Origin of the sequence: Aestuariibaculum suncheonense (assembly GCF_014596935.1) — a bacterium.
In the GTDB taxonomy this organism is placed as follows: Bacteria; Bacteroidota; Bacteroidia; order Flavobacteriales; family Flavobacteriaceae; genus Aestuariibaculum; species Aestuariibaculum suncheonense.
Map to the genome: position 1 here is coordinate 1078839 of NZ_JACVXC010000001.1, position 20401 is coordinate 1099239.

Below are 20401 nucleotides of genomic sequence, written 5' to 3' on the forward strand. Positions count from 1 at the left end.
AAAAATTGGAAATATAGAATTGTCTACGGTGGATAAAATTAATGTAGCTGAATTTTATTCAAGACCTTATTTAATTATATTTCATATAAAGAGTTAGACAGGATCATTATATCCGCTGTTTATAGTTCTCCGTTTCCGTGCTATTCAGGTATATAGAAAGCTTCTATGTGCTCTTTTTTTGTTTCAGGTGATTGTATATTTCCATTTTTTGTGCTTTTCATAAAAAGGTTTTATCCAAAATTGTATAAGTCACAAATTTAAAGGAGAATCCATTATGTCGATTTTTGAATTAAAGTGTTGGTGTTTTTAAATAGTTAGTACTATATTTACATTATTAAATGTAAAAAATACAATTAAAAACTAAACAAGATTATGACTAATGGATTTCACTTTTGGGATTATGCTGTATTCATAGCATATGCCATTTTAATTTTAGGTGTAGGATTATGGATGTCTCGGGATAAATCGGGACACGAGAAAAATGCTGAGGACTATTTTTTGGCAAGTAAATCTTTGCCATGGTGGGCAATTGGAACTTCGCTTATTGCAGCTAATATTTCAGCAGAACAATTTATAGGAATGTCAGGTTCCGGATTTGCTTTAGGTTTGGCTATTGCTTCTTATGAATGGATGGCTGCCATTACTTTAATAATCGTTGGAAAGTATTTTTTACCCATTTTTATTGAAAAGGGATTGTATACAATTCCTGAATTTGTTGAAAAACGATTTTCGACCAATTTGAAAACAATTTTAGCTGTATTTTGGATAGCGCTTTATGTTTTTGTGAATCTTGCTTCAGTCTTGTATTTAGGAGGTTTAGCTATTGAAACCATTATGGGGATTGATATGATGTATGCCATTATATGTTTGGCATTGTTTGCCGCGGCTTATTCATTGTATGGAGGATTATCGGCAGTAGCATGGACCGATGTGATTCAAGTTGTGTTTTTGGTGTTAGGGGGGCTAGCAACGACTTATTTGGCTTTGAATACAGTGTCAGGAGGTCAAGGTGTTCTAGTAGGTTTTAATAAGGTCTTAGATGCTGCTCCAGAAAAGTTTCATATGATATTAGATGAGTTTAATGCTGATGGCGGTAAGAATACTAATTATTTGGATTTGCCGGGAATATGGGTATTGTTAGGAGGTTTATGGGTTGCTAACCTGTATTATTGGGGTTTTAATCAGTATATTATTCAAAGAACACTTGCTGCAAAATCTTTAAGAGAGTCTCAAAAAGGAATCTTATTGGCTGCATTTTTAAAAATAATAATTCCAATTATTGTTGTTGTACCGGGTATTGCTGCTTATGTCATAGTTAATGATCCATCTATTATGGAAAGCTTAGGAGAGGCAGGTCAATTAAGCCTACCTTCCGCAGGTCAGGCGGATAAAGCTTATCCGTGGTTGTTGCAATTTTTACCTGTTGGTTTAAAAGGAGTAGCATTTGCAGCTTTGGCAGCAGCTATAGTATCGTCTTTAGCTTCCATGTTAAATTCAACGTCTACCATTTTTACTATGGATATTTTTAAGCAGTATATAAATCCTGGTGCAAGTGATAGAGTGACTGTAAATGTAGGACGTATTTCTGCTACTGTGGCATTGATTATAGCAGTGATTATGGCACCGTTATTAGGAGGTATTGATCAGGCTTTTCAATTTATTCAAGAATGGACGGGTATTGTTAGTCCGGGTATATTAGCGGTGTTTATTTTAGGTTTGTTTTGGAAGAAAACAACTAATAATGCAGCTATTTGGGGAGCACTGTTATCCATTCCGATAGCATTAGCACTAAAATTTATTTCAATTCCAGCATTGGAGCCATGGATGCATCAAATGGGATTAACAGCGGTTTTAACTATGCTGGTAATCGTCGTGTTGAGTTATAAGCAGAATAAGGGGGCTGATGATGAAAAAGGAATTCCCCTATCTAAGGAGTTATTTAAAACATCACCGTTGTTTAATATTGGCGCTTTTGTGGTTTGTTTGATTGTGTCTGTGCTCTATTGTGTTTTTTGGTAGTCTGTTAAAAATATTATGGTAAGTAATATAAAAAGGAAAATAATGAGAGATAAAAGTTTAAAGTCAAAAATATTAGTTACAGGAGGCTTAGGTTATATTGGAGCTCATGTAGTTGTTGAATTACAGAAGGAAGGATTTGAAGTAGTGATTATTGATGATTTATCCAATTCTTCAAAAGACGTTTTAGAAGGAATTACCTCAATAACAGGAGTAGTACCATTGTTTGAAAGATTTGATTTAAAAGAAAAGGATTTGGTCTCTGACTTTTTCAGAAGGCATCAAGATATTGACGGAGTAATTCATTTTGCGGCATCTAAAGCAGTGGGAGAAAGTGTAAAGGAACCATTAATGTATTATAATAATAATATAAGTCCTTTGGTATATATATTGAAAGAATTACAGAAAATGAAAGTAGCTAACTTTATTTTTAGTTCTTCTTGTACTGTTTATGGTCAAGCCGATAGTTTACCTATAAAAGAATCAGCTCCTGTTAAGGCAGCAGAATCTCCATATGGAAACACCAAACAAATAGGAGAGGAGATCATTAAAGATACATGTAAAGTTTCAAATCATATTAAAGCTATAGCTCTTCGTTATTTTAATCCAATTGGTGCGCATGAGTCAGCGCAAATCGGAGAGTTACCTATCGGTGTACCTCAAAATTTGGTACCTTTTATAACACAAACAGCTATAGGCTTAAGAGAGCATCTTTCGGTATTTGGAGATGATTATCCAACCGAAGATGGTACTTGTATTCGTGATTATATACATGTTGTCGATCTAGCTAATGCCCATGTAGCTGCTTTGAAACGATTGATAAATAAGGATAATTCAGATAATTTTGAAGTGTTTAATATAGGAACAGGAAAAGGCTCATCTGTACTTGAAGTAATTAAGACTTTTGAAGAAGTTTCCGGTCAAAATTTAAACTATAACATTATTGATAGACGTGTTGGAGATGTTATTGCTGCGTATGCAGATACAGCAAAAGCTAATGAAGTATTGGGTTGGAAATCAAAATATAGTTTAAAAGAAGCCTTGTCCTCAGCATGGAAATGGGAACAGAAGGTAAGAGAAAAATAAGCTTTCAGTTTATTAGTAAAACTATTGGTAAAGTTCAAGAAGGAATTATTTAATTGCTCTTGTAGAAATAAAATCATAAAATATTAGAATTAGAGGAGAGTGATGGCACTTCCAATTAAAGATAAAAGGTCTTTATATAAATCCTTTAAAAGGTGCGGAGTAGATATCCTTTGGATCCTTTTCATAGAGAACTGTAAGACAAAAAAATAATAAAGTATAGTTCTTTTACATTTATATTAAAAAGTTAAATGAAATTTAAGTATTTAGTAGTGTTAATTTTGTGTTTTTCGGCACAAGTTATTTTTGCACAAATCACAGGAGTAATTAAGGATGAATCTCAGGATGATGCTCTTGAATACGCTACTTTAGCACTTTATAAGCAAGATGATAAATCTGTTGTCACCAATGAGCAAAGGGTATTTAAAATAGATTATGCTAAACAAGAAAACTATTTTATAATGAGCAAAGTATTGCTACTTCAAGACCAAATGAATTTTATACCTATACCAATTATGTATACGAGGTTGATATGGTATCCTTAAACTTGCCCTATACCTTTAACAAGGTTAAAAATAAATCTAAATTCATAGAAAGTGAATTTGGGAAACGAGAATTTTAGTGTCAATTTTTATACAAAATAAAATATTCATAAAATGAGAGTATTTGATAAAACAAATTTTATAAAGTATTATTTTTTAAGCTTAATATTTTTATTGTTAGTTAACTTAGTTTCTTCTCAAGTAAAAATGAGATATAACTCTTTCAAACCTGGTGGCGAGTGGTTAGATACCGATGGTAAACATATAGATAGTCACGGAGGTAATATTATTTATGTTGAACATTTAAAAACTTATTATTGGTATGGAGAGCATAGAGGTAAACCAAGAGGAGCATCTTGTTATTCATCAAAAGATCTTTATAATTGGAAAAATGAAGGTGTTGTAATAGAAAAAGGAGATATAAAAATTTTCGAGCGTCCTAAAGTAATTTATAATGATGTAAACGGACAATATGTGATGTGGTTTCACTATGATGGAGTATTAAATGGCCGAAATTATGGTATTGCAGAACTAGGTGTAGCTGTTAGTGACAGTCCTACAGGACCATTTATAATTAAAGACCATTACCGCCCTAATGGACACGAGTCTAGAGATATAGGTATGTATTTTGAACCAGACACAAAAAAAGCTTACATAGGTTACGCTGCAGATCACGTAAACCGCACAATTAGAATAGTTGAATTGTCAGATGATTATCTTAGTACGACAACCAATGATGTAGATATTGATGCCCATTGCGAAGGTCCAGGTATTTTGAAAAAGAATGGAAAATTTTACCTCCTAACCAGTCAGTGCTCAGGCTGGACACCAAATCCGGGGACGTATTATACTGCTAACTCTGTGATGGGACCATATACAAGTCAAGGAAGTCCTTTTATTGGAGATGCAGGTAACAATTCATTTAATTCGCAACCGTGTTTTATTTTTAAAATCCCCGGTTACAAGGATGCTTATCTTTATATGGGAGATCGCTGGAATGGAGGAGGTCGACCAGAATCCCAGTATGTGTTTTTACCAATAACTATTACTGAAAAAGGAGAAATGGAGATTCATTGGTATAACGAATGGGATTTAAGTTTTTTTACCCCTGATAGGTAGTATCTCACCAAGTGCGTAAAGTTTACGGGATAGTGTCAATTATACGTATTTATGTGAGCAATACCGGTATAGTTATAGATCAATTAGCCTTAAAACCCGAGAATTATCCAGAATATTATGAAATTCCTGTAGATTAGAGCTATATATAACCTTAAATTAGTTATGTAGTCATTCAACTATTTTTCCGGGTTTTTGTTGCAAGTCCAAGTTACGATTGTTTTGTTGACTGTGGGCTTAGTTCAAAGAAGTTAATTAGATTTATTTATCTTTCCATCTCCTGCTTTGTGAAATATATCAGATATTGTCATACCGGAGTCCCCCCATTCACTATCATAGCATGTCACGTTTTTTAGTGTCACATTGCTAGCTTGCTTCAAGCCTAAAACATAATGATTATCATCAGCACAAACCGTTTTTACGTTTTGTATTTTGGCTCCCAAAACATCATGAAAGAACAAAGGATAACGACTATCTCGTTTTTCGTAATTGAACGAGCAATCCTCAACGTACAATTCTTTTACATGCCTAACCCAAAGCCCATATGATGGCTGAACTCCCAAATTCGGGACATTGTATTGACCTACTCCTAACTCGGGGGGTATCTTGTTTATATCTTCAAGATAATTTCCACCTTTAACCAATACATTTATATCCTTGAAACTAATGTTTTTTATATATCCTGTATGCTCACCGTTTGGCAATTTAAAATTCAGTCCCCCTTCTACATCATCAGAATCAGGTAATTTATAACCGGCTACTATAGGAGTGGCTTTTTCTTGAGAGCCATCGTAGGGCTTCCATCGAACATCTTTTTTATAAGAGCTTCCCTTGTAAACTTCACTTATATCTACACCATTTAAGATAATATTTTCTACCAGACCAATATTCACATTGTTGGCCAATAATTCATCATGTTGAATGCCATTTTCATTAAACTTATAACGTCCTACAGTAGCACCCAATATTCTTGCCCTGTTAGATATAGAAATAAAAAAAGGAGCCGTTGTGCGATACATTTTTGAACGCGAGTGAATTGTACCCGTGTGCCCACAATTAAGGTGCACATCTTTTACATGTGCTCCATCGTTTGTTGAAATGGAGAACCCTGCCTTATCTGCGCCAAGCACATAAATATTATCTACATGTACATCCATTATATCATCTGCTGTCTCTGAGCCTATTTGAAACAAATTACAATGGGTGTCACCTATTATATTTCGTACCCTATAATTGCTGACAGGTCTTGTAAAACCTAGTGAACAATCGGAACCTAATTTTATAATATCATCACTGCTAAGCTTAGAATATATATTTGTAACAATCACGTTGTTACATTGCATAAAATCATATAAATCACGAGCATTCTCTGAAGAAACTTTACCAAAATAAGTATCATGCACATAAATGTCATCGGTTCCGGTAGCAAGTAATGCAAAATGTCCAGCCTGATCTATTTGCAACATATTACTAGTGTTAAAGTCTTTTTTACCATTTTTTAGGTAATAGGGTTCATCTTTATATTCATCATACCAAAGATCATCTTCTCTATAAATACCACCAATTTCAATATTAGAACACAACTTTAAAGAGAACATTTTGTCTCCACGTTTATTTATTGGTCTATTAGCAACTCTGCTTCCCGTATATAAGTTGTTATTACCAGAAATCCTTCCATTACCTATAATTTTAATATTATCCTCTCTTTCCGCAAAAAACATAGCGTTGTTAAAAAAAGTATGCCCTATATCTTGCTTTGTTAACCAATTTTCAGGGTCAATATAAGGACCAATTTGAGTAGGTGATATTCCTGTGCGATATTGGGCATCGCTAAACCAAGTTGGTCGAGGGGCATCGGCACCTGTTAATGCATTAATAGTCGCTCCTTTATCAATATAGAGCCAAACATTACTTTTTAAATGTACTGTACGAACGTTATATTCTCCTTTTGAAAACATTAAAATGCCGCCACCAAGACGATTCAGGGAGTCTATGGCTTCATTAATCTTTTCGGTATCGTCATTACCTGGTTTTCCTGTGACGCCAAAGTTTTTAATGTTCACTTTTCCTGAAAGGAAATAGGCTTTATTAGAATAGTATTCTTTAGTCCCATCTTTTATTTTTAATTTAAATGTATAAAGTTGATTCGGTGCTAAATTTGATATGGAGGCCGAACCTCTTTCTGGGTCAACAACTGCAGAAGAGGTTAACCAAGTTGCACCATGGTCTATGGATTGCATTAATTTAATTTTTTGTTTCCCGCCATTAGGCGTCCATTCGAAATTTACTTTTTTAAAAGTTTCAAATGTTTCTTGATAGTTCTCATTTACCTGATGAACCCGTTTAAAATCGGAAATATAATCAACTACGTGTAATGTTGCGGTTTCAGTGTCTATTCCTTGGCTTACAAGAACCTCAGGTTCTGTAGTTTTGTACATTGCTTTAAAAGGATAAGCACCAGTTCTAGTAAGCAATACCTTATGAATTGTTATTTTTAAATCGACTCCGTTGTATGGGCGTAAATCAATATGATTAAAAATAATCACGGAGCCGCCATTTTTTGTTGACTCAATTTTCACTTTACCAACTTTAGAGTAGGAATAAGCTGATCCAACCCGGCCTATGGATTGATTTGATAAATCTTTCAATTTAACTTCACCTCTTCCGATTACATTTACGGTCGTATTTTCCAAGGTGGCATGGACGCCTTCTGGTAACTCTATTTTTATTGAGGCGTTTGGGGTGCGTTGTCCTGCTGTAAAATAGAGTGTTATGTTTTTTTCTGTTTTAACTGTATATTTATTTTGCTCAAGAAAAAGGTTGCCACTTAGCGCATACTTTTTTAATCCAATTGCATATGTTTTACTCTTGATACCATCAGATGAACTTACTATCAGATTATCTCTATTGTTAATAATTCCAGATAATTTCTTCACCCCGGTAGAATCCGTTATATTATACTTATGAATTGAACCATCTTTTGATTTTATTTGCTCATTAATTTGTTCTACGGTAAGCCCAGTTGAAGCCAATCCGGCATCTTCAGGAGTGTCAATTGTAAAAGAGTAGGTACTTCCTGTTTTTAGAATCAGCGAGTCCGTTGTTATAGAAACTACATGTGTAGCATGACTAGCTTTAACAATCTCTAATGCCTTTTGAGCACTTCCTTTTAAAGAAAGAATAAACGAAAGAAAATGTAATAATATAATTAAGCTTGTCTTTTGCATACTTTTTAGATATGTAAGTTATCTTTTGTTCAATATAATTTTAAATTAAAGGTTTTATTTGGCTCTTTTCTTGTTTATGAATGTTTTTGTATTCGGTTGAAAATAGGACTAGATCTGAAAAAAGCAGCGAAGTAAATCTAGTTTAATTTAATTAATTCACGTTACTTTAAATTACTCTGGGGTATGTCAAAATGCACACTGGAGCTATCAAGTATATTATTTCTTCATATTTAGTTAATTTAAGGATGTACCAAACATAAGATGTTTTAATATACCAAGTGTTGTTAATTATCCTTTTAAGTACTATTGACCTCTTCTTGTGTATTATTTTACTCCCTGTTTAATATAGCTTTGTTGTTTTAATAATGTTTAAAAATTTCTTTATTAGCTAGGTTATAATTTATAAAACTTATAATCAAATTATAGTAGCTGTTTTATGAATATATCTGTACGAGTTAAAACTCAATTAGAAAATTCAAAGAATAGGAAGAGTTAGGCGGTATTAATAAATAGTTGTGCGATGAAGTCTCTTCATTTGTAAGAAGTGTTGGTAATTCAATTTATGATAGATTTTCTGCATGTAGCGACCATTAAGAAAAAGGTATAGGTGAAGTTGGAAGGTGAACAGGTTTAACCCCTTGTGTCTATAGGAAATTGAAATAGTAGAAGCATCAGATTAGGTGTCTGTGTGATTACATATTTTAAATGGAGAGTTCAGGACTGTTTGAGAATCTATCAAGCTTTGATTATAGAGATTTTAAAAACTGAATATTGAAAAAAAACTTAATTAAATAAAAACACTATTAATTTAAATGTCATGGATTTATTGAAGGATTTATATTTTAATTCAGATAATAAAACACCCATTTATCTTCAAATAGCAAATTGTATTTTAGATAACGTTAAGAATGGGAATATCAAAAACGATGCACAATTACCCTCAATAAATGTATTTAGTAAAGAATATAAAGTTTCTAGAGATACTGTTGAAAAAGCATATAAGGTTCTTAAATCTAGGGATATAGTGGTTGGAACAAAGGGGCTAGGGTCCTTTATAAAAGTAAACAATCAAGACGTTTCGAAGGTAAAAGTGTTATTTTTAATTAATAAGGTTAGTCCTTATAAACTAGAGGTATATAATGCATTTATCAAAACCTTAGGAGAAGATTATCATATCGATTTTGAAATTTATCATTGTAATGAGTTACTCTTTTTGAGTTTAATTGAGAAAAACTTAAATAAGTACAATTATTATGTTATTATGCCTCATTTTAAACAGTTAAGTTCTGAGGATTTTAATTTTAAAAGAAAATCAAAAAAATTATTAGAGAAGATCCCTCGGAGTAATATAATATTATTGGATAATAATGATATGAACATAGACGGTGATATCATTGAAATTTTTCAGGATTTTGAGAATGATATATTCAATACCCTAACAGATGGTTTGAATGAAATAAAAAATTATAAAAGACTAAATTTGATTATAACAGAAGCGGACACTTTTCCTTATTTACAAAAAATCAGTAAAGGATTCATTAAATTTTGTAATGAATTTTCTTTTGATTTTAAAATTTTGAACCAAATTGATGAGAATACAAACCTTAATTCATGGGATTTATTTATAGTGATTGAGGATGAGGATTTAGTCACCCTTTTAGATTTATTATCCGATAAAAAAGAATTGGTGTTGGGGAAGAATTTAGGGGTTATTTCCTACAACGAAACTCCTTTTAAACGTTTGTTAGACATTGCCGTAATTTCAACTGATTTTAAGCACATGGGAGAAACGGCTGCTCATATGATTTTAAATAAACTAAGAGGGAAGATTAAAAATCCGTTTACTCTCATTAAAAGAAACTCAATTTAAATTTAGTGGTTTTTTAACAACAACAATTAAAACACATATATGAAGAAAGCAATATTAAATCTTGTAGTCGTATTATTCAGTTTATCACATTTTGCTCAAAAATTTGAAAATCTGGCAAAAACACCTCCAATGGGATGGAATAGTTGGAATAAATATGGTTGTGATGTAGACGAAAAATTGATCATGAAAATGGCGGATGAAATAGTGAATAGTGGAATGCAAGAAGTTGGCTATGAATATGTAGTTATTGATGATTGCTGGCAGGTAGGTCGTTCTGAGGATGGTGAAATAATTGTTGATAAAGAACGTTTTCCTAGCGGTATGAAAAAATTAGCTGATTACATACATTCTAAAGGGTTGAAGTTCGGCATCTATTCTTGTGCTGGTACCGAAACATGTCAAGAACGTCCTGGAAGCAGGGGGTATGAGTTTCAAGACGCTAGAACATATGCTAGATGGGAAGTTGATTTTTTAAAACATGATTGGTGCAACACTTCTACACAGAATGCTCAAGCCTCCTATTCTATTATGAGGGACGCTTTGTTTGCGGCAGGTAGGCCCATAGTGTTCAGTATTTGTGAATGGGGAAAGAGCGAACCATGGGAATGGGGAAAGGATGTTGGTCATTTATGGCGAACCACCGGGGATATTAGAGATAGTTGGGAATCTATGATTTCTATTGTTGACAAAGAAAAAGACCTTTTCAAGTTTGCAGAGCCAGGCTCTTGGAACGACCCTGATATGTTAGAAGTTGGAAATGGAGGTATGACTACAGAAGAATATAAAACTCATTTTTCACTTTGGTGTATGCTGGCAGCTCCTTTAATGGCAGGAAATGATTTAAGTGACATGACTAAAGAAACAAAAGAGATTCTTATGAATAGAGATCTTATTGCTATAAATCAAGATGTACTTGGTAAGCAAGGTTTTGTTTATCGGGATAATGGAGATTACCAAATTTGGATTAAACAGTTAGATAATAAGGAAAAGGCTGTATGTTTATTAAACCGAAGTGACGAAGTTAAAAAGGTTCAAGTTGACTTTAATTTGTTATTAAAAGCTAACAGCAGCATTGGCTGGCGTACATACATTGATCCATATGAATTAAAAGATTATAGTGTTCGTGATTTATGGGAACATAAGAGCGTAAATATTGGAGATGGAACTATATTTTTAACGATACCTCCACATGCCGTAAAAGTTTTCAAATTTGTTCGTAATTAATAGATATAGGATGTTGGAGTAAAGCACAAAAAACAAACAATTAATTGTTTGTTTTTTGTGCTTTCTTATTAAAATATTCTATTGTTCGTTTTAGGGCAATTATTTATAATACACTTGTTTACGCAATCGATTGTTTAAAAATTAATTAAATATGAATAAACTAAACTTATTGATTGCTTTTGAGAGAGAATAATGTTCGGTTAATAAAACCAGCAAAATTACCTTCTTAAATTTGTGCTTTGATTGTGCTTCCTATAAGTCATGTGCCTATTACAGATAACAACTGGTTGGCTATTATCCTTGCGGGACTTGCTGTAGCAGGTCAACAGGCTTGCCCTGAAAATGTTTTCAGGATCGTTTCTGATGTGTTTACTAAAAGAGGAACAGCTTTAGTGGTGGAAATAGATGGTATGGCTATTTCAGGTATAATTGTGGATGTTGTTCAAGGTTCTGTATTGGATTAATCTGGGAATATTATTTGTTTTTGGGGTTTCCTATTGGTAGGATCTTACTACCTCATCATTCTTGGATTGGTACATTTATTAATGCCTAAAATGACGCCATTGGATGAAAACCTAAATACCATTGAGAACTAAATTTATCATATAGATTCTAATAAAAACATTTAAAACATTAAATATAAACAAATGAAAATCAAACCGTTTTTATTCATTTTTGTGACCTACAGTGTTCTTATCGCATTTTTGAATCAAGGATTGGCGCAAAACAAAAAGGTAAACGTAGCTTTAGGCACAAAGGTTCAAGCAAGTTCTGAACTTACAGAATATCCTGCAAGCAATATTGTGGATGGCAAAATTACCCGAGAGTCTAAATGGATGAGTGCCACCAATAAAGCGCCTCACATTGTGGAAATTGATTTTGAAAAATATTGTAACATTTCTGAAATAAGATTTCATAGTGGTATCCCTGATGATGAAAGAACGGCTATGGAAAAAAATCAAGCCAGTGGTTTTTGGTCCGTCAAAAATTTTAAGATACAATATTGGGATGATGCCAATTGGACTGATTTTCCTAAAGCATCTGTTTTGGAAAACAGGCTAACAACGGTTGATTTTAAGTTTGAAAACCCTATCAGTACTTTTAAAATCCGATTGGTTGCAGATGATGGCGAAAAAATAAGTGTCATGGAAATGGAGGTTTTTGGAACGGTAGCCACCGATATGCCAGCGCCACCTTCTTTTGAATTCAATATTGTTAAGCAAGTTGAAATTACTGAAGACCAAAACGCTACCCTTAAAGTAACCAATAATGTTATAGGAAAAACCTTTAAGTATGTAGGGTATAACCAAGGTTATTTTTTGCCAGGCTATAACGTGTCTGGTTGGTTAGAATATGCCAATGTAAACAGCATTCGAATTTGGCCTAACCTTAACAATTATGCTCCAGAAAGAGCAGTACAAATAGATTCAAGTATCAGATCCGTAGAAGAGTTTGATAAGCGTAAAGCAGATTTAAGATCAAACCCTGAAGCTAGTAAATACATAAAATGGAACGAATTAAAAACTATTTATACGGCTATTGATTATTCGTCCAACAACACCATGGAGCTTGATTATGCGATTAAAGAATCCAAACGATTGGGAATTGAGCCTATTTTGCAAATCAATTCAAGAGATTTTGATGGTACTTGGAGCAACAAATGGCAACAGTGGCAGCGGTATTATTCACTGGCATATCATGTTGCTAAAACGGCTGAGGTGGCTATGTTCGCCATGCAAAACGAACCGAACCATAGGCATTCAGGCCCTATGGAATTAAATCAGTGGATTGGAGGCATGCAAATCGTTTCCGATGCGGTGCATGCAGCTATTGAAGATGTCAATAAAAAATATAGCAAAAATTTAAAAGCAAAATTTGTAGGACCGGTTACCGCAGGTCAAAATACCGATTGGTGGGCTACCATTGTAAAAAATATACGCACAGACTATCATGGCAATACGCTAGACCACGATTTGATTGATGTATTCTCAACGCACTCCTATAATTCCCCTGCAGCAGGGTATTCTACAAGAGTGGATAATATCCGTAAAATATTAGTGGAAAACCATCCTAAAAAAAAGCCTATTCCAATCGTGTTTACTGAAATTGGACGTTGGATGAACGCTTATTTAATAGATAAAGAAGAAACTATGGATTCTCCTTCGTTGTTCACGGAATGGGCAGGAATTTATGCGAATAACATGAAAAATGGAGCCTATGGGATGTGGGCGTTTAAATTAGTGACCAATACCAGTAGTTCGTATCCTAAAGGTATCAAGTCAGGTCATCATTACACGTGGCAGGGCACCCGTTTTGTAGAAGACGCTCATCAAAATTTGGCAAAAAACGCAACAGTGAGCGCATCTTCCAATGGTTCAAAAGCAGGATTAATTACCGATGGTGATAAAACGGATGATTCATCTTGGATATCTAATGAGGACAGCAAAGAAAAATGGCTGGAAATAGATTTAGGAAACACTCAAGAATTAGGAAGTGCTTTAGTTTATAATGGTTCCGAAGGCGGTGTGTTTACTGCACCAGACCGCATAAGGAATTTTAAACTGCAATATTGGACGGGGTCAAACTGGGAAAACATTCCAGAAGCAGAACAAAAGGATAATAAATATGCACAGGTTTATCTTCCTTTTAAAAAAAACATAAAAGCATCAAAAATCAGATTTGTTTCAGAAGATGAAGGCACATTGAAAGTCCGCGAAATCAAATTATTTGATAAAAATGCGTTGCCAAGCGACCTTCCAAATTATAATATTTCAGGCATACAACGCACCGGAGAAGTTGTGCGTCTTTTTGCCAAAGGATTTAAAGATGAACGTGATTTATTGCAGGTGTACCGTTCAAATGATGATAATGGGTTGGATACTTATGTGTCTTTAGATGAAAAAACAGACACTTATTATATGTGGTTAGTGCAGCGCGGTCGTTTTGCCTATCATTTGGATATGGATTTGTCAAATTTGGATTTAAACACAGGGGCACCCATCATTGGTGAAACCGTGGATGCTAAAACTTATGGTGAAGTTTCTATATTAAAACAACTTCCTGCTGATAAAAAATTTAATATTACCCTTCTACCGCAAAGTGTCACATTGCTGAGCATTCCAAAAGGAAATTTAACTAAAGAAATACGCTCTGTAATTTCAGATGCTTATGTATCTGCTGGGGCTAATGGTATAAAAAATTATGGCAATAAAAAAGAGTTATTGATAAGCCTAAATGCTCAAAATATATATGAAAACAAGGTCAGTTATTTAAGTTTTAATGCACCAAAGGATAAAACCAAAATTAAAAAAGTATTGTTGCATGTTACAGGAAAAGTAGATACGGGAGATAGCCCCTTTAGATTACATGTCTATGCCATTCCTTCAGAAAAAATAAATGAAAAAAAGCTTACATGGAAAAACGCACCACAATTGGATGCTAAAGAAGCTTTGGTGGAAAACGTTGGAAATCCTGTAAAAATAGCAGGTGAACTTGCATTTTCTACTGAGGAAAAAAGCCATTATTTGGATGTGACGGATATTATTTCGAAAAACAATTTGGAAGCTGTCACCTTTGTTTTGGTTCGAGAAACCCGACAATTGGGAGACGATGAGGATAAAGGACGGACTGTAATCATAAAATCAAAAGAATCAGAGATTAAACCAAACCTAGAGGTTTGGAGCGAAAAATAAAACTAAAAAATGAAGACATATATTATGTATGAAGTACATCACATTGGTTGCATGTAATCAAACAGTCAGAACTTGGAAAGATGTCATTATTCAAGAAATAATCGTTCAAAAAGACCATCTTCATATGGTTTGTTCAATCCTTCCCTAGGTTTCCATGTCAGAATTCATTGGTATTCTAAAAGGTAAGATAGCAATCAAACTGTTCAAGAAGTACCCCGTTTAAGACAGGAACCTTATTGAGGGTAACCACTTTTTATTGAGAGGTTACTTTGTGAGTACCGTGGGTTTGAAATGAGGATATAATAAAACGATATGTGAAATATCAGGAACATCATGAATGAGCCTAATGCCCCTTTAGGACTAATCTGAAAATTAAAGCCTCCATTTTTAACGGAGGCAGTTTACTTTGAAGATAAAGTAGAATGGGGTTTTGAACCTTAAGATTCTTGCGTTTTTTGAATAATTAAATATTTATATATTTATATTTGAGTTAATGGGGGAAATTTAATACCCCGAATACTCAAACCAATCAAATAACGCAAAATTATCACTTGTTTTATCTTTGGAGGTGGCGTACATACCTATAAAGGTTCCAGTAAAACGCCCCATACTTAATGCGTTGCTAAGTACACTTGCATCTATGTTCTTAGCTAAATACTCCCATGTTTCGCCGTCTTCAGAAAAACTAAAATCTAATCGTTGCTCTAAAGCTGTTATTTTTAAATAGAGTGTGTTTTTAGTTAATTTTTTTTCTGCTATTAATTTTTGTGTAGTGTCTGTCACTACTTCTTTTTGAATAAGCTGTACGTACTTTTCTCCATTCTTAAGTGTGCTTAGTACCTGAAATTGGTTATATACGTCTCTAGAAAGTAGCATTCCAGCCATTTCATTTTCAGATGTTGGTGAAAATTCCATTTTAGTTACGGCTGTAAAATTTTTATAAGTTTGACGTCTAGCAATAAATGAAGGATTCTCACTATAAGTATCTACTTCAAATGGACGCAATTTTATTTTTAGTTTTCCTTTTGGATTTTCTAAGTTCCACCATTTTTCTGTGGGTACTTGAATGAAATTCCAAAATAATTCTAAATCCTTATCGTTAAAATTATCTCTTACTTTTTCCTCACTAAATGGATAGTTTTCTAAATATGGTCTTTTATGAAAAGGCATTACTCTCCCTTTTGGTCCAAGCGGATTAACAACGGGCCATGTTCCAGACCAATTTAAAGGAACCAAGCATGATTCACGTCCCATATTAGTATATTCACCTCCATATGGACGGCTTCCTAATAAAACCATCCACCATTCTCCATTTTGTGTTTCTACTAGATCAGCATGCCCTGTATGATGTATATAGTTGTCATGTGGATAATCTCTATTGGTTACTATTGGGTTTTTGTCATAATATTCATATGGTCCCATAATCTTCTCACTTTTCCAAATAGATACCGCATGGTTCCATGAGGTTCCACCGTGAGAAACTAACAAATAATATTGCCCATTTTTTTTGTATATATGTGGTCCTTCATAATGGTTTAACATCTCTGTTTCCTCTCCTGCTAACATGAAACCTCGGTAATAATCACCAGGGTTTAAAACAGTAACCTTTTCGCCTACTAATTTCCATGTAATAGGATCTATTTCCTGTATCCAAATATTTCGATGATTTTTCCAGACCGGATTTTTAGGCACATCGTTTCCTGTGTAGTATACTTTTCCATTGTCATCAAAAAACAAAGAAGGGTCTATTCTTGGGGCACCTTCAATATAATGAGCTTCTGACCATGGACCTGCAGGATTTGTTGCAGTAATGACAAAATTTCTATCCTCATGATGCCTGCCAACATTAGTGTTTATAATGTAAAAAACACCATTATTATACCTTATTGTGGCAGCAAAAAGATTTAAATTGTCTTTTGTGTCTTTTCTGAGTTTCAATTGCTCTGGGCTATGTATTCCATAGCCTATGCGCTCCCAATTGACCAAGTCACGACTATGATAAATAGGAAGTCCAGGATAATAACCAAAAGTAGAGGTAACCATATAATAATCATTCCCAACTCTACAAATGCTTGGGTCCGGATTCATTCCGGGTAAAATGGGGTTCGTATAATAACTCTTTTTTGCTTGGTCACTTAAATCAATTTGTCCGAAGCTAAAAAAAGATTGAAAACATATGGCAAAAAGAATAAAAAGTGTTTGATTTTTTTTATTGATATTATGAATCATGTTTTACATTTTTTTTGTAATATATTACTGAAGCAATTTAATGTTAAAAATTTCTATAGGACTAGGTTCTCCATAATTTTCAGGTGAATACTGAATTACCATTGAAATAAGTCCTTTTTCTAAATTGCTTGTATCCCAATTTGAGTTACCCTTTTTTAACTGTATTGGAAATGGAATGGTTTTCCATTCTGAAAAATTAGTGGATCTATCAGAAACGCATATTCCGGCGGTGCTAAAGACATACATTTTATCGTCAACCATTTTAATAGTTCCTTGGTGAGGTAAATTAGTCTCTTGGGTTATCCAATCACCTTTAGGGGTTCTTATATAAAGAAAGTTTATCTTTTTTTTAGTATTTGGTTTAAAGTGATTTAATAAAGTGATGTAATTATTGGTAACAGGGTCTATTATAGAATTTAGTCCTGTGTGTCTGGGGTCAAGATCTAAAGGAATCTCTATAGGAAGTTGTCTCATATTATCAACACCCATAACTAAATTAACTTTTACGTTTGCAATTACTTTTCCAAAATTGTCCCTCCATGTAAATCCTCCATCAGAACTTTGGGCATAATATAAGCCATGTTCGGAATAATGTCCTTTTTTACTCTCTTGCTCAGCAAACCCTCTTTCTCTAAAAACCCAAGAAATATGTAAGTTACCATATTTATCATCTAAAAATTTTGCGGTATATGGACCTCTAGAACTGTTTACTCCTAAGTAGGTTCCTTCTTGAGAAGATATTTTACCAATAAATCGCCATTCATGGTCAGTACTGCTATAATTTGCCAGATTCATTTCTCCTCCTAAAGAACCCCCAGTTCTCCAGTAAACTATTAAGTTCCCGGTTGAATTTAATTCAAAAAATGTAGGATAGGTAACCAGTCCAGTATCGTTTCTTAAACCCAAATTTGGTTGCAATTCAAAAACAGAATTATCCCAAATAACATTATCAGGGTTTGTTGCAACGTTTAATTTAGAATGAGCATAATTAAATTGCGGCGTATTGTGATGATCAAAAGCAATGTGAATTACACCATCTCCTTTAGAAATTGATAATGCTATTTTATTATGCCTATCTTCAGATGTAATTTGATAACCTTGAATGATAGATTTTTCCCAACCAGATTCTGCATTTATTTTTTTTCGTGCAATAACAATGTCTCCATTAGCCTCATAATATGCAATGTATTGGTAATTGTTATACGAAGTGATTTTGGCTTCCATAGGGCCATGGAATCGTCTAATACCATTTTGCTCCCTATCTGTCCCGTCTGAGCAGTATCCGGTTTGGGTAATAATATGATTTGAAAGTATTTTGGCTGTTTTAAATGGTTTTGGTTGTGAAAAACATGATATATATACAGTAAAAAAAAGAGTTTTTAATAAATGTTTGATTTTTAGCATTTTATGATGTTTTTAGCTTTTTTGTATTTCTGAAATAATTGCAGACCAGCCACCACCAGGAGCCATATTAATTTCAATTTTGGAGTTTTTATTTACTTCTAAATTTTGTATGGTATAGTCTTCGGCAAACTTTTCCGCATTTACTCCGTCCTTATAAATTTCCATTTTAAAATTCCCTTCTTTTAAGAAGGAAAGGTCTAGCTCTAAATCTCTTGAATTCCAATCGGTCATGGCTCCTATATACCATTTATTATCTTTTCTTCTAGCTATGGCTATATAGTCACCTACAACTCCTTTAAGCACTGTAGTTTCATCCCAAACAGTTGGAATTTTAGTTATAAAATCTAGCGTTTCTTGTTCTTCATAATATCTAGATGGCGAATCGCACAGCATTTGTAATGGTGCTTCATATACCACGTACATTGCTACTTGATGCGCTCGGGTTCCTTGACTCATGGGATGTTTAAAGCTAACCGAGAAGTCTTTTTTATGCTTGTTAACCATGGCTCCTGGAGTATAGTCCATAGGGCCTGCGGCCATACGAATAAATGGAATGGTTACATTATGTTCAGGGGTAACATATGTGTTCATTTTATTGTTTTCTCCGCCTTTAACTCCTTCGTAATTAATAACGTTGGGGTAAGTTCGTCTTAATCCAGAAGGTTTAAAAGATCCATGAAAGTCTACCAGTAATTTTAGCTCTGCACATTTTTTTGCAATACGCTCATAAGAATTAACCATATATTGATCGTTACGCTGCATATAATCTACCTTAATACCTTTGACTCCCCAGGTTTTATAGGTTTCTAAAATTTCATCAAGATTTGCGTCCAATGGTTTCCATAGTACCCACAGAATAAGTTCAACACCTTTTTCTTTTCCGTACTGAATTAGTTTAGGAATGTCCATATTTGGATTGAAATCAAGAATTTCAGTCGTTGACTTTGTCCATCCTTCATCAAGTATTACATATTCAATGCCATTGGCCGCTGCAAAATCGATAAAGTATTTGTAAGTAGCCGTATTTAATCCTGATTTAAAATCTACTCCGTACACGTTATTATCGTTATACCAATCCCAAGCTACTTTGCCGGGTTTTATCCACGAAGTATTTTTAAGTACTGAGGGTTTTGAAAGTTGAAAGGTTAAATTACTTTCTACAAAAGTTTTATCATCATCGCTGATGATAAAAACTCTCCAGGGATACGCTCTATTTCCTGAGGTTTGTGCTATATAGTTGGCTTCCTTTGTGATTTCTTGGCTACGATCAGCGTACTTATTTTTTGTGTCAATAGCTTCTATTACGTATTTGGGAAAAATAGCCTCAACTGTTGAGTTTTCAGTTCCTTTTATAAACATGCCAGGGTAGTCATGTAAAGCGGTTTCTGTATATAATACTTTTGCATTGCTGGTTGAAAACATTACAGGCAAACTACAAAATTCATCTGATTTAATCTCGGTTAAAGCCTTATCTAGATAAACGCGTTCGTTGTGGGAATACATAGATGCTTCTTGAGGAAAATAAGATCGAGTTCCTTCAGGAAAAGTTAAAGAAAAATGTTCAGAAATAATATTACGATTTTTATTAACCTGATCTACAAATCGATAAGCAACACCATCATTGTACGCTCTGAATTTTAATTCATAGTTGCTTTTAAATTCAATACTTAATTCATTATACTCATCATTTATTTCAGAGTCTTTATGAGGAACTACGGGATGAATGATTGTAGAAAATTCTTTAATAGTATGTTTTTTTACAGAGGAATTATTTCCAAAATCAGCACCCGTAGAAAAATCCATTCCTGCAATTGCATTTTTTATAACTAAATTTTTGTTTAATGTTACAGACCAAGAAATATTTTGAGCTACATTAACCGATAATTTTATTTTTTTATCAGGCGATTCTACTTCAAAAGTTTGACAATAACTTTGTTGAATAACTAGTATTAATAAAAACAAAGTTGCTATTTGATATTTCATAATAATATAATTCTT

At 33.5% G+C, this 20401-nt stretch carries 12 protein-coding genes; 8 read left to right on the plus strand and 4 right to left on the minus strand.

All coding sequences use genetic code 11. The annotated features are described in order from the left end of the window. Positions 1-372: 372 nt before the first annotated feature. From ICJ84_RS04860 to ICJ84_RS04875, 4 genes are all read left to right on the plus strand, one after another. On the plus strand, positions 373-2019 hold the full coding sequence (locus tag ICJ84_RS04860; RefSeq protein ID WP_188215211.1) for a sodium/sugar symporter: 1647 nt from the start codon (positions 373-375) through the stop codon (positions 2017-2019). A gap of 42 nt (positions 2020-2061) precedes the next feature. Then, entirely contained in the window at positions 2062-3102 is a 1041-nt protein-coding gene (galE, locus tag ICJ84_RS04865; protein WP_188215212.1) for a UDP-glucose 4-epimerase GalE, read from the plus strand. A 248-nt stretch (positions 3103-3350) separates the two neighbouring features. Then, positions 3351-3644: a hypothetical protein gene (locus tag ICJ84_RS04870; RefSeq protein ID WP_188215213.1), complete on the plus strand. Its 294-nt coding sequence runs from the start codon at positions 3351-3353 to the stop codon at positions 3642-3644. Positions 3645-3848: 204 nt separating this feature from the next. Next, positions 3849-4760, plus strand: a complete 912-nt coding sequence (locus ICJ84_RS04875) for a glycoside hydrolase family 43 protein (RefSeq protein WP_206688673.1) — start codon at positions 3849-3851, stop codon at positions 4758-4760. Positions 4761-5008: 248 nt separating this feature from the next. Here ICJ84_RS04875 and ICJ84_RS04880 read toward each other — a convergent pair whose 3' ends face one another. Continuing rightward, complete coding sequence (locus ICJ84_RS04880; protein WP_188215215.1) at positions 5009-7984, minus strand: endopygalactorunase; 2976 nt, start codon at positions 7982-7984, stop codon at positions 5009-5011. 817 nt (positions 7985-8801) lie between these two features. Here ICJ84_RS04880 and ICJ84_RS04885 point away from each other — a divergent pair. The 4 genes from ICJ84_RS04885 to ICJ84_RS04900 all read left to right on the plus strand — a co-directional run bounded on the left by ICJ84_RS04885 (position 8802) and on the right by ICJ84_RS04900 (position 14770). Then, the gene (locus ICJ84_RS04885; protein ID WP_188215216.1) at positions 8802-9854 is read left to right on the plus strand and encodes a GntR family transcriptional regulator; all 1053 of its coding nucleotides are present in this window, start codon (positions 8802-8804) and stop codon (positions 9852-9854) included. 39 nt (positions 9855-9893) lie between these two features. Continuing rightward, positions 9894-11078 (plus strand): glycoside hydrolase family 27 protein, encoded by a 1185-nt coding sequence (locus ICJ84_RS04890; protein ID WP_188215217.1) that lies wholly within the window; start codon positions 9894-9896, stop codon positions 11076-11078. A gap of 239 nt (positions 11079-11317) precedes the next feature. Beyond that, positions 11318-11542, plus strand: a complete 225-nt coding sequence (locus ICJ84_RS04895; RefSeq protein ID WP_188215218.1) for a hypothetical protein — start codon at positions 11318-11320, stop codon at positions 11540-11542. Positions 11543-11725: 183 nt separating this feature from the next. Further along, positions 11726-14770, plus strand: a complete 3045-nt coding sequence (locus tag ICJ84_RS04900) for a galactose-binding domain-containing protein (protein ID WP_188215219.1) — start codon at positions 11726-11728, stop codon at positions 14768-14770. Between the two features lie 504 nt (positions 14771-15274). Here ICJ84_RS04900 and ICJ84_RS04905 read toward each other — a convergent pair. The 3 genes from ICJ84_RS04905 to ICJ84_RS04915 are packed head-to-tail and all read right to left on the minus strand — an operon-like array spanning position 15275 to position 20386. Then, on the minus strand, positions 15275-16999 hold the full coding sequence (locus tag ICJ84_RS04905) for a glycoside hydrolase family 43 protein (protein ID WP_188215220.1): 1725 nt from the start codon (positions 16997-16999) through the stop codon (positions 15275-15277). Positions 17000-17023: 24 nt separating this feature from the next. Then, the gene (locus ICJ84_RS04910) at positions 17024-18403 is read right to left on the minus strand and encodes a BNR-4 repeat-containing protein (RefSeq protein ID WP_188215221.1); all 1380 of its coding nucleotides are present in this window, start codon (positions 18401-18403) and stop codon (positions 17024-17026) included. Positions 18404-18415: 12 nt separating this feature from the next. Beyond that, on the minus strand, positions 18416-20386 hold the full coding sequence (locus ICJ84_RS04915) for a glycoside hydrolase family 97 protein (RefSeq protein ID WP_194408529.1): 1971 nt from the start codon (positions 20384-20386) through the stop codon (positions 18416-18418). Positions 20387-20401 lie beyond the last annotated feature (15 nt).